The organism is Streptomyces sp. V1I1 (genome assembly GCF_030817355.1).
Taxonomy (GTDB): Bacteria; Actinomycetota; Actinomycetes; order Streptomycetales; family Streptomycetaceae; genus Streptomyces.
In genome coordinates, this window is the sequence record NZ_JAUSZH010000001.1 from 5,022,501 (window position 1) to 5,037,858 (window position 15,358).

At 67.8% G+C, this 15,358-nt stretch carries 10 protein-coding genes and 2 rRNA genes (1 of these 12 running past the window's edge); 7 read left to right on the plus strand and 5 right to left on the minus strand.

Annotated elements, in window-relative coordinates; all coding sequences use genetic code 11:
* Together QFZ67_RS23620 and rrf are read left to right on the plus strand one after the other, a co-directional pair.
* A 23S ribosomal RNA gene (locus QFZ67_RS23620) occupies positions 1 to 2,726 on the plus strand; it begins 397 nt to the left of the window's first position.
* A gap of 87 nt (positions 2,727 to 2,813) precedes the next feature.
* Positions 2,814 to 2,930 (plus strand): 5S ribosomal RNA (gene rrf / locus QFZ67_RS23625).
* A gap of 97 nt (positions 2,931 to 3,027) precedes the next feature.
* On the opposite strand, the gene QFZ67_RS23630 is transcribed toward rrf, so the two are convergent.
* Genes QFZ67_RS23630 through QFZ67_RS23650 form a run of 5 tightly spaced genes read right to left on the minus strand, consistent with a single transcriptional unit; the run spans position 3,028 to position 8,446 of the window.
* Positions 3,028 to 4,338 (minus strand): DUF58 domain-containing protein, encoded by a 1,311-nt coding sequence (locus QFZ67_RS23630; RefSeq protein WP_307663069.1) that lies wholly within the window; start codon positions 4,336 to 4,338, stop codon positions 3,028 to 3,030.
* Between the two features lie 11 nt (positions 4,339 to 4,349).
* On the minus strand, positions 4,350 to 5,333 hold the full coding sequence (locus tag QFZ67_RS23635; protein ID WP_307663070.1) for a MoxR family ATPase: 984 nt from the start codon (positions 5,331 to 5,333) through the stop codon (positions 4,350 to 4,352).
* Positions 5,330 to 6,523 carry a DUF4350 domain-containing protein gene (locus tag QFZ67_RS23640; RefSeq protein WP_307663071.1) on the minus strand — a complete coding sequence of 398 codons (1,194 nt, stop codon included), beginning with the start codon at positions 6,521 to 6,523 and terminating at the stop codon, positions 5,330 to 5,332. Before QFZ67_RS23640 ends, QFZ67_RS23635 begins: the two co-directional genes overlap by 4 nt.
* Entirely contained in the window at positions 6,520 to 7,209 is a 690-nt protein-coding gene (locus QFZ67_RS23645; RefSeq protein ID WP_307663072.1) for a DUF4129 domain-containing protein, read from the minus strand. Before QFZ67_RS23645 ends, QFZ67_RS23640 begins: the two co-directional genes overlap by 4 nt.
* 4 nt (positions 7,210 to 7,213) lie before the next feature.
* Complete coding sequence (locus QFZ67_RS23650; protein WP_307663073.1) at positions 7,214 to 8,446, minus strand: hypothetical protein; 1,233 nt, start codon at positions 8,444 to 8,446, stop codon at positions 7,214 to 7,216.
* A 182-nt stretch (positions 8,447 to 8,628) separates the two neighbouring features.
* On the opposite strand from QFZ67_RS23650, the gene mtnA reads away from it, so the two are divergent.
* The 5 genes from mtnA to QFZ67_RS23675 all read left to right on the plus strand — a co-directional run bounded on the left by mtnA (position 8,629) and on the right by QFZ67_RS23675 (position 15,141).
* Positions 8,629 to 9,777 (plus strand): S-methyl-5-thioribose-1-phosphate isomerase, encoded by a 1,149-nt coding sequence (mtnA, locus tag QFZ67_RS23655; RefSeq protein ID WP_307663074.1) that lies wholly within the window; start codon positions 8,629 to 8,631, stop codon positions 9,775 to 9,777.
* A gap of 4 nt (positions 9,778 to 9,781) precedes the next feature.
* Positions 9,782 to 10,471, plus strand: a complete 690-nt coding sequence (gene mtrA, locus QFZ67_RS23660) for an MtrAB system response regulator MtrA (RefSeq protein ID WP_205375139.1) — start codon at positions 9,782 to 9,784, stop codon at positions 10,469 to 10,471.
* 1 nt (position 10,472) lies between these two features.
* Complete coding sequence (gene mtrB / locus QFZ67_RS23665) at positions 10,473 to 12,494, plus strand: MtrAB system histidine kinase MtrB (RefSeq protein ID WP_307663075.1); 2,022 nt, start codon at positions 10,473 to 10,475, stop codon at positions 12,492 to 12,494.
* Positions 12,484 to 14,334, plus strand: a complete 1,851-nt coding sequence (locus QFZ67_RS23670) for an LpqB family beta-propeller domain-containing protein (protein ID WP_307663076.1) — start codon at positions 12,484 to 12,486, stop codon at positions 14,332 to 14,334. Before mtrB ends, QFZ67_RS23670 begins: the two co-directional genes overlap by 11 nt.
* A gap of 81 nt (positions 14,335 to 14,415) precedes the next feature.
* On the plus strand, positions 14,416 to 15,141 hold the full coding sequence (locus QFZ67_RS23675) for a ComF family protein (protein WP_307663077.1): 726 nt from the start codon (positions 14,416 to 14,418) through the stop codon (positions 15,139 to 15,141).
* The last annotated feature ends 217 nt before the right edge of the window (positions 15,142 to 15,358 follow it).

Consider the following 15,358-nt stretch of genomic DNA (forward strand, 5'->3'; position numbering starts at 1 on the left):
CCGGCGTAGAGGGTAAGACCCCCGTAGCTGAAACATCAGCGGCTTGCTTGTGCAACACCCAAGTAGCACGGGGCCCGAGAAATCCCGTGTGAATCTGGCGGGACCACCCGCTAAGCCTAAATATTCCCTGGTGACCGATAGCGGATAGTACCGTGAGGGAATGGTGAAAAGTACCGCGGGAGCGGAGTGAAATAGTACCTGAAACCGTGTGCCTACAAGCCGTGGGAGCGTCGCGCAAGGAACTTGTTCCTTGCGTCGTGACTGCGTGCCTTTTGAAGAATGAGCCTGCGAGTTTGCGGTGTGTTGCGAGGTTAACCCGTGTGGGGAAGCCGTAGCGAAAGCGAGTCCGAACAGGGCGGTTCAGTAGCGCGCTCAAGACCCGAAGCGGAGTGATCTAGCCATGGGCAGGTTGAAGCGGAGGTAAGACTTCGTGGAGGACCGAACCCACCAGGGTTGAAAACCTGGGGGATGACCTGTGGTTAGGGGTGAAAGGCCAATCAAACTCCGTGATAGCTGGTTCTCCCCGAAATGCATTTAGGTGCAGCGTCGTGTGTTTCTTGCCGGAGGTAGAGCACTGGATAGGCGATGGGCCCTACCGGGTTACTGACCTTAGCCAAACTCCGAATGCCGGTAAGTGAGAGCGCGGCAGTGAGACTGTGGGGGATAAGCTCCATGGTCGAGAGGGAAACAGCCCAGAGCATCGACTAAGGCCCCTAAGCGTACGCTAAGTGGGAAAGGATGTGGAGTCGCAGAGACAACCAGGAGGTTGGCTTAGAAGCAGCCACCCTTGAAAGAGTGCGTAATAGCTCACTGGTCAAGTGATTCCGCGCCGACAATGTAGCGGGGCTCAAGCGTACCGCCGAAGTCGTGTCATTCCAGCATGAGGGCCAACGCCCGCTGGGATGGGTAGGGGAGCGTCGTGTGCCGGGTGAAGCCGCCGCGTAAGCGAGTGGTGGACGGTACACGAGTGAGAATGCAGGCATGAGTAGCGATACACACGTGAGAAACGTGTGCGCCGATTGACTAAGGGTTCCTGGGTCAAGCTGATCTGCCCAGGGTAAGTCGGGACCTAAGGCGAGGCCGACAGGCGTAGTCGATGGACAACCGGTTGATATTCCGGTACCCGCTTTGAAACGCCCAGTATCGAGCCCATTAATGCTAAGGCCGTGAAGCCGCCCTGGATCCTTCGGGTGAAGGGGAGTGGTGGAGCCGCCGGCCCAAGGTGGTAGTAGGTAAGCGATGGGGTGACGCAGGAAGGTAGTCCAGCCCGGGCGGTGGTTGTCCCGGGGTAAGGGTGTAGGCCGTGTGATAGGCAAATCCGTCACACATCAAGGCTGAGACCTGATGCCGAGCCGATTGTGGTGAAGTGGATGATCCTATGCTGTCGAGAAAAGCCTCTAGCGAGTTTCATGGCGGCCCGTACCCTAAACCGACTCAGGTGGTCAGGTAGAGAATACCGAGGCGTTCGGGTGAACTATGGTTAAGGAACTCGGCAAAATGCCCCCGTAACTTCGGGAGAAGGGGGGCCATCACCGGTGATGAGTCTTGCACTCTGAGCTGGGGGTGGCCGCAGAGACCAGCGAGAAGCGACTGTTTACTAAAAACACAGGTCCGTGCGAAGCCGTAAGGCGATGTATACGGACTGACGCCTGCCCGGTGCTGGAACGTTAAGGGGACCGGTTAGTCACATTTCGGTGTGGCGAAGCTGAGAACTTAAGCGCCAGTAAACGGCGGTGGTAACTATAACCATCCTAAGGTAGCGAAATTCCTTGTCGGGTAAGTTCCGACCTGCACGAATGGCGTAACGACTTCTCGACTGTCTCAACCATAGGCCCGGTGAAATTGCACTACGAGTAAAGATGCTCGTTTCGCGCAGCAGGACGGAAAGACCCCGGGACCTTTACTACAGTTTGATATTGGTGTTCGGTTCGGCTTGTGTAGGATAGGTGGGAGACTGTGAACTCTGGACGCCAGTTCAGGGGGAGTCGTCGTTGAAATACCACTCTGGTCGTGCTGGATGTCTAACCTGGGTCCGTGATCCGGATCAGGGACAGTGTCTGATGGGTAGTTTAACTGGGGCGGTTGCCTCCCAAAGGGTAACGGAGGCGCCCAAAGGTTCCCTCAGCCTGGTTGGCAATCAGGTGTTGAGTGTAAGTGCACAAGGGAGCTTGACTGTGAGACCGACGGGTCGAGCAGGGACGAAAGTCGGGACTAGTGATCCGGCGGTGGCTTGTGGAAGCGCCGTCGCTCAACGGATAAAAGGTACCCCGGGGATAACAGGCTGATCTTCCCCAAGAGTCCATATCGACGGGATGGTTTGGCACCTCGATGTCGGCTCGTCGCATCCTGGGGCTGGAGTCGGTCCCAAGGGTTGGGCTGTTCGCCCATTAAAGCGGTACGCGAGCTGGGTTTAGAACGTCGTGAGACAGTTCGGTCCCTATCCGCTGCGCGCGCAGGAGTCTTGAGAAGGGCTGTCCCTAGTACGAGAGGACCGGGACGGACGAACCTCTGGTGTGCCAGTTGTCCTGCCAAGGGCATGGCTGGTTGGCTACGTTCGGAAAGGATAACCGCTGAAAGCATCTAAGCGGGAAGCCTGCTTCGAGATGAGGACTCCCACCTCCTTGAGAGGGTAAGGCTCCCAGTAGACGACTGGGTTGATAGGCCAGATGTGGAAGCCGGGCAACCGGTGAAGCTGACTGGTACTAATAGGCCGAGGGCTTGTCCTCAGTTGCTCGCGTCCACTGTGTCAGTTCTGAAGTAACGAACTGTCGAACCCCCATGGCCGGGGCTCCGGATCGATATCTTCATAGAGTTTCGGTGGTCATTGCGTTAGGGAAACGCCCGGTTACATTCCGAACCCGGAAGCTAAGCCTTTCAGCGCCGATGGTACTGCAGGGGGGACCCTGTGGGAGAGTAGGACGCCGCCGAACAATCTTTGTGGGAAAGCCCCGCACCATTTTGGTGCGGGGCTTTTCTGCGTTCAAGGGGCAATGCAACCGCCTCCCAGAGCAATTGCCACCGCCTCCCTCAGAGGCGGCCGGCAGCCTTTAGCGCGAGGTAGGCGTCTGCAAGGGCAGGCGCAAGGTTGTCAGGAGTCGCATCGACGACGGTGACACCGTGGCGTTGGAGCTGCTCTGCTGTGCGGCGGCGCTGAGCCTGGGCCTGGGTGCCGGCAGCGGCGTCGTAAACATCCTCGATGGTGCCTCGGGCGGTGGACATCCGCTGGATGTGGGGGTCGGCCACCGATGCCACAAGCACCGTGTGGCGCTGTGTGAGCAGCGGGAGAACGGGGAGCAGGCCCTCTTCGATGGGTGCGGCGTCGAGGCTGGTGAGCAGCACGATGAGGGACCGACGTGGGGCACTGTTCAGCGCGGCGGCGCTGAGGCCGCGGGCGTCGGTTTCGACGAGTTCGGGTTCGAGGGGAGCGAGAGCGTTGACCAGGGCAGGCAGGAGGTCGCCCGCTGAGCGGCCCTGGACCTGGGCGCGGATGCGGCGGTCGTAGGCCAGCAGGTCTACACGGTCGCCGGCGCGTGAGGCCAGCGCGGTAAGGAGCAGTGCTGCGTCCATGGCCGCGTCGAGGCGCGGGATATCCCCGACTCGGCCGGCTGAGGTGCGGCCGGTGTCGAGTACAACGAGGATGTGGCGGTCGCGTTCGGGGCGCCAGGTGCGTACGGCGACGGTGGTCTGGCGGGCTGTGGCGCGCCAGTCGATGGAGCGAGTGTCGTCGCCGGGGACGTAGTCGCGGAGGCTGTCGAACTCGGTGCCCTGGCCGCGGATGAGGACGCTGGTGCGGCCGTCGAGTTCGCGGAGTCTGGCCAGTCTGGACGGCAGGTGCTTGCGGCTGGTGAAGGGCGGCAGGACGCGGACGGTCCAGGGGACCTTGTGGTTGCCTTGGCGGGCGGCTAGGCCCAGAGGTCCGTACGAGCGGACGGTGATGCGGACGGCTTGGCGGTCGCCGCGTCGTGTGGGGCGCAGGACGGTGGTGATACGTCGGCGTTCGCCTGCGGGGACGGTCAGCTTGTGTCGGGATGCCGCCTGTTCGGTGCCGGTGAGCCAGTTGCTCGGGGGCCAGGCGTCCCGGAGGCGGGCGCGCAGGCGGCGGCTGGAGGGGTTGGTGACGGTCAGCTGGACTTCGGCGGCGTCACCCAGTCGAACTGATGTGTCACCGCTTCGGGTGAATCGGAGCGTTCGCACTGGCGCTGCGAGGGCGTAGTCGCACAAGATTGCTAGTGACAGAGGCGCATTCACAGCGAGCATCCCGGTCCAGCTCGGAGCCAGGATGCCCACGGGGAGAGAGCCGAGAGCGGCGAGGAGTGCGGTTCTTCCGGTGAGGGCCATGGGTCGGTGCCTCAGCGGGGGACGGGGACGTGGCTGAGGATCGCGGTGATGACGGAGTCGGCGGTGACTCCCTCCATCTCCGCTTCGGGCCGGAGCTGGATCCGGTGGCGCAGGGTGGGCAGGGCCAGGGCTTTCACATCGTCGGGGATGACGTAGTCGCGGCCGGTGAGCCAGGCCCAGGCGCGGGCGGTGGAGAGCAAGGCTGTGGCGCCTCGGGGAGACACACCGAGGGTGAGTGAGGGGGATTCACGCGTGGCACGGCAGATATCGACGACATAGCCGGCGATCTCGGCGGAGACCGAGGTCTTGGAGACGGCAGCGCGGGCCGCTTCCAGATCGGCGGGGCCTGCGACGGGGCGCACGCCCGCAGCCCGGAGGTCGCGGGGGTTGAAGCCCTCGGCATGCCGGGTCAGGACATTGATCTCGTCCTCGCGGGACGGTAGAGGGACCGTCAGTTTGAGGAGGAACCGGTCCAGTTGGGCTTCGGGAAGGGGGTAGGTGCCCTCGTACTCGACCGGGTTCTGGGTCGCGGCGACCAGGAAGGGGTCCGGCAGCGGGCGGGGGGTGCCGTCGACTGTGACCTGACGCTCTTCCATTGCTTCCAGGAGCGAGGACTGGGTCTTGGGCGGAGTGCGGTTGATCTCGTCGGCGAGAAGGAGATTGGTGAAGACGGGACCGGGCTGGAAGGAGAACTCGGCGGTGCGCGCGTCGTAGACGAGAGAGCCGGTGACATCGCTGGGCATGAGGTCGGGGGTGAACTGGACGCGCTTGGTGTCGAGTTCGAGGGAGGCCGCGAGGGTGCGGACCAGGAGCGTCTTGGCGACGCCCGGTACTCCTTCGAGGAGGACATGGCCGCGGCACAGCAGGGCCACGACGAGTCCGGTGACAGCGGGATCCTGGCCGACCACGGCCTTGGCGATCTCGGTGCGCAGGGCCTCCAGGGAGGTGCGGGCGCGGTCCGAGTTCTCAGCTGTCTCGGGGGTCGGGGCGCTCATGAAGTGCGTACCTCTCTTTCGAGGGCGTCGAGGTGGTCTGCCAGATGTACGAGAGCGATGTCGTTGGCCGGAACCGGGCCGAAGAGCAGGGCCTTGAGATCCCGGTCGCCGGTGGGGAGATGGGCCGAGACGGCCGGGAGCAGGGCCGCGGCGGAGTGGGCGTCGGCCGGGGGGACGCCGAGGAGCGGGGCAAGGCGGGTGCGGGTGGCGGAGCGCAGGGCCGATGCCGCGCGGTCGCGGGCGTTCACCTTGCGGTAGAGGCGGGCGCGGCCCTCGGTGGACTCGGAGGCGCGGATGGCTACGGGAAGCCGTTCGGTGACGAGGGGGCCCAGCCGGCGGGCGCGCCAGATGGCTGCCAGGACGGCGGCGAGGGTGAGTTGGAGTGTCCCCCAGAGCCAACCGGAGGGGATGAGATCGAGGAAAGTGCTGTCGCCGTCGGCGCTGTCCTGGGCGGCGGAGCTGTCGCTGAGCGAGGGGAGATACCAGACCAGATGGGTGCGGGAGCCGAGGAGTTGCAGGGCGAGGGAGGCGTTGCCGTGCTTGTCCAGACGCTGGTTGTACAGGATGTCGGGGGAGCCGAGCAGGACGGTGTCGCCATTGCCGGGGTCGTCGATCCTGAGGAGGGTGGGCAGGCCGTCACTCGGGTAGCAGCTGTCGGCGCCGGGCTTCTGGGTGGAGTACCGCTCACCGCCGAGGTCGGCGTTGCCGGCGCTGCGGGCGGCGGGGAGGGAGCACTGAGGGGTGCGTGCCGAGACGGGGGCCGGGATTTCGCTGTCGACGCCCGGAGCCAGCGCGTCGAGCGAGGTGGGGCCGGCGGAGAGGACGACGGTGCGCCCGCCGGAGTTGGCCGTCGCGGTGCGGAGGGTCTCCTGCTGGTGGTCCGTCAGAAGGTCGGGTGCGGTGACCAGAAGGGTGGTGCCGGGGCCGGCCGCGGTGGTGGCCTCGTCGAGCGTGGTGACCACGCGGGTGGAGACGCCGCGGTCCTTGAGAAGTTCGGCGACGGCCCGGCTGCCGGAAGGATCGGCGGAACGGGGGTCGAGCCGGCCGTGCTGGTCCCCGGAGCGCAGGGCGGCCATGGCGATCCCGGCTGCGACGAGGATGACGAGCGCCAGCAGCAGGCCGCGGGTGCGGGTCCACACCTGGCGGCTGGTGGGGGACATGGAGGTGGAGCTGAGGGTCGCCCCGGTCATTCGGCTGCTCCTTGGGCCGCGCCGCTCAGTCGGGGCTTGGCGCGCTCCAGTTCGAGGTCGAGGTCACGCAGGCGCAGATACGCCTGCCGGTCGGCTGTGCGGCCGCCGTATGTCACGTCGTCGAACTCCCTGGCGGAGGTGCGGAGTCCGTCGGCGTGGTCGGGGAGGGAGCGGCCTGCTTCGGCGGCGGCTTCGTCGGCGGTACGGCCCGGGCGCGGGTCGAGGAGGGTTCGTTCCTCCAGGGAGCGGACGATTGCTCGCATGCGTTCCTGGACGGCTTGGTTCCAGCGTCCTGCGGCGGCGTGGGCCTCGGCGGCGGTGCGGTGTTCGGATGCGCTGCGGGGGCTGTCGTCGAAGAGGGAGTCCGCGGTTCCGGGGGTGCGCCGGGGTGTGCCAAGTCGCCACCAGAGGGCGGCGATCAGGCCGACGACGAGCAGGGCGACGACGAGAAGACCGAGCGGGCCGCCGGGGGCGGCGCCTGACGCGGCGTCGAAGATGCCGCCGATCCAGTCCCAGAAGCGGTTGAGCGCGCGCTGGAGCAGGCTCGGGTCGTTCTCGTGGTACATCGGCTTGGACAGTTCCCGCTCCGCCGCCTCCCGGGCGGGGATGCGGGGTGTGTCCACCGGTACGTCGTCGTTCGCGCGGATCGGCAGCCGCGCCATTGTCACGCCCCCCGTGGTGGACACCGCATCAGCTCCTGGAGGGGGCGTTGCCAGGCGGCTCGGAGCCGTAGCCGGCGACGCCCGCGGCCCGTGCGAGTTCGATGTCGAGGGCCTCGCGGCGGATGCGCTGGTCGATGTAGAGGAGGACGGTCACGCCGGCGGAGATCGGGTAGGTGATGGAGGACGCGATCACCGAGCCGATTCCCGTGATGATCAGGAACGGCCAGCCGAAGTCAGGGGTGGTCCCGGCGAACAGGTCGCCGAACCCGCTGCCGTCCACTGCGAACGCGATCAGACCGAACGGCACAGCGATGATCATCGACACAAGCAGCGTCAGCAGCAGCGTCAGCGCCACGATGCCGAAGGTCCGCCACCAGGCGCCCTGGACCAGTTTGGCGGAGCGGCGCAGGGATGCGATGACGCCCTGGCGCTCCAGCATGAGCGCGGGAGAAGCAAGGGCGAACCGGATCATCAGCCAGAGGATCACGACGCAGGCCCCCAGGCCTGCGAGTACGGAAAGTGCGATTCCCCCACCGGTGCCCAGCAGCAGGCCGGGCAGAATCGCCACGGTCATGATGCCGGCGCTCATGAGTGGCAACAGCACGGTCAGACCAAGCAGTTGGGGGAGTCGGGGCCGTGCCTCGTGCCAGGCCTCGGAGAGCGTCACCGGGCGGCCCAGCACCGAGCGGCTGATCACCACGGTGAGAAGCGCCGTGGTGAAGAGCGTGGCGATCAGGGTGATGATCAGCACAGGGCCCATGGCGAGCAGGCTGGACTGCAGGGAGTCCACCGACTGCCTCAAAGCCTCCGACGGGTCCGCGTCCGGGGAGACCTCGGGCGGGTCGGGGAGCAGGTAGCGGTCGACGAGGATGTTGCCGATCTCGGTGATCACGGAGACGGTGATCGTGATGCCCAGCACCGTTCGCCAGTGAGCGCGCAGGGTCGACACCGCGCCGTCGAGGATCTCGCCGACTCCCAGCGGACGGAGCGGGATGACGCCGGGTTTGGCGGCCGGAGGCTGGCCCCAGCCGCCGCGCGGCTGACCGCCGCCCCAGCCGGGCGCCGGCGGTGGCGGTGGAGCCGGGACGCGGTTGGCACCCGGGGCGGTCGGCGCGGACCACTGTCCCGGGGGCGGCTGCTCCTTGGACCACTTCGAGGCGGGGCTGCTCTCGTCACCGGCCGCGGCGGGCCGGGGCACGCCGCCGTCCTGGCCGTCGGAGGGAGCAGATCCGGGCGAGGCCCAGCCCGGAGTGTCGTTCACGGTCGTCCACCTCATGGATTGGTCATGGGGCCGGCTCGGCGAGTCGGCACGTTCACGATGCCGGTCCCCGTAGCGGGATGGCAGGTTGGCTGCCATCGTGCCACGCGTGGCACGATGGTGGGCGGGCCCCTGTATCTCCTTCGCACCTTCTTTGTCGGTGCCTCACCGGGCAGACTGGGCGGATGGCTGATCAGTACGTACAAAACCCGGTCGGCGCGGAGCCGCCCGTGCTTCCTGCGCTGCGCTGGGACGAGCCACCGGAAGGGCCCGTACTGGTCCTTCTCGACCAGACCCGGCTGCCCGTCGAGGAGGTCGAGCTGGTCTGCACCGATGTGCCTGCCCTGGTACGGGCGATCCAGACGCTCGCCGTTCGTGGGGCGCCGCTGCTGGGCATCGCGGGCGCCTATGGTGTGGCCCTCGCCGCTGTGCGGGGATACGACGTGGAGGAGGCAGTGGGGCTGCTGGAGCAGGCGCGGCCCACCGCCGTGAACTTGGGATACGGCGTGCGGCAGGCGGCGGCCGCGTACCGGGCTGCGGCGGAGAAGGGGGCGGACGCGGAGCAGGCGGGGCAGGCGGCGCTGGCCGCGGCCAAGGCGCTGCACCGGGAGGATGCCGCGGCCAGCGCCCGGATGGCTGAGCACGGGCTGGTGCTGCTCGACGAGCTGCTGCCGGGTGGCGGTCACCGGATCCTGACCCACTGCAACACCGGGGCGCTGGTCTCGGGCGGTGAGGGCACCGCGTTCGCCGTGGCGCTCACGGCGCACCGCGCGGGGCGGCTGCGGCGGCTGTGGGTGGACGAGACGAGGCCACTGCTGCAGGGTTCCCGGCTGACCGCCTATGAGGCGGCGCGCGGCGGAATGCCGTACACATTGCTCACGGACAATGCCGCGGGGTCGCTCTTCGCGGCGGGGGAGGTGGATGCCGTACTGATCGGGGCCGACCGGATCGCCGCCGACGGATCGGTGGCGAACAAGGTCGGGAGCTACCCGCTCGCGGTGCTGGCGAAATACCACCACGTACCGTTCATCGTGGTCGCGCCGACGACGACGGTGGACCTGAGCACGCCGGACGGGGCGTCGATAGAGGTGGAGCAACGGCCTGGACAGGAGGTGACGGAGGTCACCGCGCCGCAGATAGCGGCGGCCGGAGGGGGAGTGAGCGGCGGGCTGCCGGTGGCGCCGCTGGGAACGCAGGCGTACAACCCGGCGTTCGACGTCACACCCCCGGAACTGGTGACGGCGATAGTCACCGAGCAGGGAGCATTGTCCCCGGTCACCGGGGGTGGAATAGCGGAGCTGTGTGCCAGGTCACGCCAGGTAACGATTAGCTAATGGGATGATGTCGATTATGAAGGGACGAGTCCTTGTCGTCGATGACGACACCGCACTGGCCGAGATGCTCGGGATTGTGCTGCGTGGTGAAGGTTTCGAGCCGTCGTTCGTAGCGGACGGCGACAAGGCACTTGCCGCTTTCCGTGAGGCCAAGCCGGATCTTGTACTGCTGGATCTCATGCTGCCCGGACGGGACGGTATCGAGGTGTGCAGGCTGATCAGGGCCGAGTCCGGCGTGCCGATCGTGATGCTCACGGCCAAGAGCGACACGGTGGATGTGGTGGTCGGCCTGGAGTCCGGGGCCGATGACTACATCGTCAAGCCGTTCAAGCCGAAGGAGCTGGTCGCCCGGATCCGGGCGCGGCTGAGGAGGTCCGAGGAGCCGGCGCCGGAGCAGCTGGCGATCGGGGATCTGGTCATCGATGTGGCCGGTCACTCCGTGAAGCGGGACGGGCAGTCGATCGCCCTCACCCCGCTCGAGTTCGACCTGCTGGTCGCGCTCGCCCGCAAGCCCTGGCAGGTGTTCACCCGCGAGGTGCTGCTCGAGCAGGTGTGGGGCTACCGCCACGCGGCGGACACGAGGCTGGTCAATGTGCATGTTCAGCGGCTGCGTTCCAAGGTCGAGAAGGACCCTGAGCGCCCGGAGATCGTGGTGACCGTCCGTGGTGTCGGTTACAAGGCCGGGCCGAGCTGACATGTCCCGAGGCAGTGTTGCTCCGAAGCCCGGGGAGCCGGGAGTCCGTACGGGGCGGGCTGCCGGACCGGGGCGTGAGCCTTCGCGATTCGGCCGTCTGCTCCATGGGGGACGGCCGCCCCAGGACAGTGCGCCCGGCGGCCCGATCCTCCGGCTCGTCATGCGCTGGGTGCGCCGTCCGCTGCTGCCGGCCGTCCGGCTGTGGCGGCGGAACATCCAGCTCAGGGTGGTCGCGGGCACACTGCTGATGTCGCTCGGCGTGGTGCTGCTGCTCGGCCTTGTAGTCATTGGGCAGGTGCGTAACGGTCTGCTCGACGCCAAGGGGAAGGCGGCCCAGAGTCAGGCGGCCGGTGGCTTCGCGGTGGCGCGCGAGAGGGCGAACGCGCCGGTCGGGCCCGGCGGGCAGGACGGCGCCACGACGGACGGCAGGACCGCCCGGAGCTCCTGGCGGTCCGATCTGGTGGAGCAGCTCGCCAGTGGTGGTCAGGGCGCGTTCAACGTGGTGGCGCTGAGTTCCGGCTCCGAGGATGCGGGTTCCAGCCGCGGGCCCCGGACCTCGGGGAGCGTGGACTTTGCGAGCATCCCCGAGGGACTTCGGGAAGCCGTCGACCAGGGGACCGGGACGTACGAGACGTACATCCGGATCAAGTACAACAACGATGAGCACGAGCCGGAGCCCGGGCTGGTCATCGGTACGCGGCTGAACGACATCGAGGGCAATCCCTACGAGCTGTACTACCTCTTCCCGCTGGCGCAGGAGGAGCAGTCGCTCAGCCTGGTCAGGGGGACCCTCGCCACGGCCGGACTGTTCGTGGTGGTCCTGCTGGGAGCCATCGCCTGGCTGGTGGTGCGGCAGATTGTCACGCCCGTACGGATGGCCGCGGGGATCGCCGAGCGGCTCTCCGCGGGCCGCCTCCAGGAGCGGATGAAGGTCACCGGCGAGGACGACATCGCCAGACTGGGCGAGGCATTCAACAAGATGGCGCAGAACCTCCAGCTCAAGATCCAGCAGCTGGAGGAGCTCTCCCGCATGCAGCGGCGGTTCGTCTCGGACGTTTCGCACGAGCTGCGTACGCCGCTGACGACCGTACGGATGGCCGCCGATGTCATCCATGAGGCGCGCATCGACTTCGATCCGGTGACGGCGCGTTCCGCCGAGTTGCTCGGGGATCAGCTCGACCGCTTCGAGTCGCTGCTCTCCGATCTGCTCGAGATCAGCCGCTTCGACGCGGGAGCGGCGGCGCTGGAGGCCGAGCCGATAGATCTGCGCGAGGTGGTACGGCGGGTGATCGGCGGCGCCGAGCCGCTGGCCGAGCGCAAGGGCAGCCGGATACGGGTGATCGGCGACGAGCAGCCGGTCGTGGCGGAGGCCGACCCCCGGCGTGTGGAGCGTGTCCTGCGGAACCTGGTCGTCAACGCCGTCGAGCACGGCGAGGGCCGGGACGTGGTGGTGCGGATGGCAGTGGCCGGCGGGGCTGTCGCGGTCGCCGTGCGCGACTACGGGGTGGGACTGAAGCCGGGGGAGGCGACCCGGGTGTTCAACCGCTTCTGGCGGGCGGATCCGGCGCGTGCCAGGACCACCGGCGGCACCGGGCTCGGTCTGTCCATCGCGGTCGAGGACGCCCGGCTGCACGGCGGCTGGCTGCAGGCGTGGGGTGAGCCAGGCGGGGGTTCGCAGTTCCGGCTGACCCTGCCGCGTACGGCGGACGAGCCGCTGCGCGGTTCGCCGATACCGCTGGAGCCGGAGGACTCGCGGCAGAACAGGGAGCGTGCCCTGTCCGCAGAGCCGAAGGTGAGCGGGCACCTGCTGGCGTCCGTGCCCGTTCAGCCGGTGACGGACCGGTTGCCCCTGCCCGGGCCGCCGCGTGCTCCGGTGCGGCCTCGTACGGGTCCGACGGGCGTGAATCCCGCGGCGCTGCCGGGCAGCGGTGCCCGGGTGGTTGCGCGTCAGGTGGAGGAGCGGCACGACGACTCCGCGGCACAGGTTTCTTCGGACCGGGAGGACACGACTCGTGGGCGCTGATTCCCGTCGCAACGGCCGCCGAGGCGCGTTGCGCGTGTCGGCGCTGCTCGGCTGCGGCAGTGTTCTGATGGCCGGGTGCGCCTCGATGCCCGACAGCGGTGACATTCATGCCGTGAAGGCGTCCCAGGGCGCGGACTCGCAAGTGCGGGTGTACGCGGTGCCGCCGCGGAAGGGGGCCACTCCCCACGAGATCGTCACGGGCTTCCTGGAGGCGATGACCAGCGACGATGCCAATTTCGCAACCGCGCGGACGTATCTGATGCCGGAGACGTCCCAGAAGTGGCGGCCGGAGGCGGGCACCACGGTGCTGTCGGCCGCACCGGACGCGGGACAGGCAAGCCCGGGCGACGCGGAGAATCCGGGTATCGACTATCCGCTGTTGGGCAAGCAGATCGCCACGGTGGACACTCAGCACGCCTATCAGCCGGTCACGCCCACCGACTACCGCCGGACCATTCATCTGTCGCAGCAGAACGGTCCGGACGGCAAGCAGTGGCGTATCGACAACCTGCCGCCGGGGCTGGTGCTCGGCGCATCCGACTTCCAGCGCAACTACCGCTCGGTGAACAAGTACTACTTCGCCTCCGGGCGGACCATCCTGGTGGCCGACCCGGTCTACATCCGGCAGCGGCTGGATCCGGTGACCCGGATGGATCCCGTCACGCAGTCGGTCAAGACGCTGCTGGACGGGCCGACGAACTGGTTGAAGCCAGTGGTCGAGTCGCCCTTCCCGACCGGTACGACGCTGAAGGAGGGCACCAAGGCGCTCGCGTTCGACGACCGTAACGCGCTGAAGGTGCCGCTCAATGAGAAGGCGTCCAATGTGGACCGCCAGCAGTGCATGAAGATGGCGGCGCAGATCCTGTTCACTCTGAAGGATCTGAGGTCCACCAGGGTGGAGCAGGTGGAGCTGCAGCGTGCGAACGGCTCGCAGCTGTGTGTGCTCAACAGCGGTCAGGCGGAGGGTCACGCGCCGGACCACGTCTCGGGCAGGCCGGTCAACCAGTACTTCGTCGACGACAAGTTCCGGCTGGCGCTGCTGGCGGGCGGAGCGAAGGACATGACCGAGCCGGAGAACGTGCCGGGGCCGTTCGGCAATGGGCAGCTGCCCATGAGCATGGTCGGGGTGGCCCGCGACGAGCACACCGCCGCGGCGGTCTCGAAGGACAACAGCCGCCTGTACGTGTCGTCCATAGCCGCGGAGAGCGAGCTGGGCGACGCGGTGGTGAAGAGCGTCGGCAAGAGCACCCGCAACCGCCTTTCGGCCCCCAGCTGGGACGGGCGTGGCGATCTGTGGGTCGCGGACCGCGACCCTGACCATCCGGCCCTGTGGCGTCTGGCGGACGGCGCGGGCCCGCCCCAGAACGTCAAGATCATCCCCGGGCTGGACGGCGCGCGCATCGAGGCGCTGAAGGTGTCCGCGGACGGTGTGCGGATCGCGCTGCTGCTGACGAAGGACGGGAAGACCACGCTGAAGATCGGACGCGTGGAGCGCCCGGGCCCCAAGGGCAGCCCAGTGGTGTCCGTCGCGGAACTGCGGCCTGCCGCACCGCAGATGGAGACAGTGACGGCCGTTTCCTGGGCCGGTCCCAGCAGGCTCGTGGTGGTCGGCAAGGAGTCCGGCGGGGTGCAGCAGGTGCGCTATATGCAGACGGACGGCTCGAGTTCGGACGTGAGCGTGCTGCCGGGGCTGAACCGGGTCAAGGCGGTCGCGGCGTGGGACGACGAGACTCGCCCGCTGGTGGCGCACTCCGAGGACGACGGCATCGTGCGGCTCCCGGTCGGCGCCAACTGGCAGACGCTGGTGAAGAAGGGCTCGTCGCCGGTCTACCCGGGGTAGTCACGCCCGGCTCAGACCCATTTACGGAGAGTTATCCACAGGGGTGGCACAGCTCTCCAGCTGTTGGCAGAGTGGGTTGCCATGCGGGCCTGGTGGAGGGAAATCTCCGGTCTGGTGCTGCCGGTCGACTGCGGCGGCTGCGGCACTCCGCGTACCCCGCTGTGCGAGGAGTGCGCGGAGGCGCTGTACGGCACGGCAGCGCGCCGGGCGAGGCCTGTGCCGGAGCCCGCGGGCCTGCCGGTGGTGCACGCCGCCGCACCGTATGCCGATGCGGTACGCGCGGTGTTGCTTGCCCATAAGGAGCGGGGAGCGCTGGGGCTGGCCCGGCCCCTGGGCGTCGCGCTGGCCGGGGCGGTGCGAGCCGGCTTCCCGCGGTCCGCCCGGGAAGCGGGGCCGCTGCTGCTCGTACCGGTGCCGTCGGCGCGGCGAGCGGTCAGAGAGCGGGGGCACGACGCGGCGCGGCGGATCGCTCTGGCCGCCGCGGGCGAGCTGCGGCGTACGGGGACGGAGGCGAGGGCGCTTCCGGTGCTGCGGCAGGGGCGGGCAGTGGCCGACCAGTCGGGCCTCACGGCCCGTGGACGGGTGGCGAATCTGGCGGGGGCCCTGGAGGTCGCGGCCGGCGGCGGACGGCTTCTGGAGGGCGGTCGGGCGGTGCTGGTGGACGATCTCATGACGACGGGGGCGTCGCTGGTCGAGGCGGCGCGGGCGCTGCGCGCGGCCGCGGGGCTGCGATTTCCCGGCCCCATGCAGCTGAGCGCAGCCGTTGTCGCGGTCCCGCCACTCTCTTTCCGAATGAACCGGAACTGACAGAGTAGTCGGAACGTTGCAGGTAGTGAGAGGAGAAATACCCCTGAACGGAGGTACGCGCTGGTAGCGGGTGCCGACAGCGCTCCGATCGAGCTATGTTCGGTTGTGAGGAATGGCGATCGCCGTACCTCACCGAATGTACTGCCGTGCTTCCGGGCTTTCGGTCAGAGATTCGAGGAAATACCAGCCTCGAAAGTTGGTGGGGTGGGGATCTTGT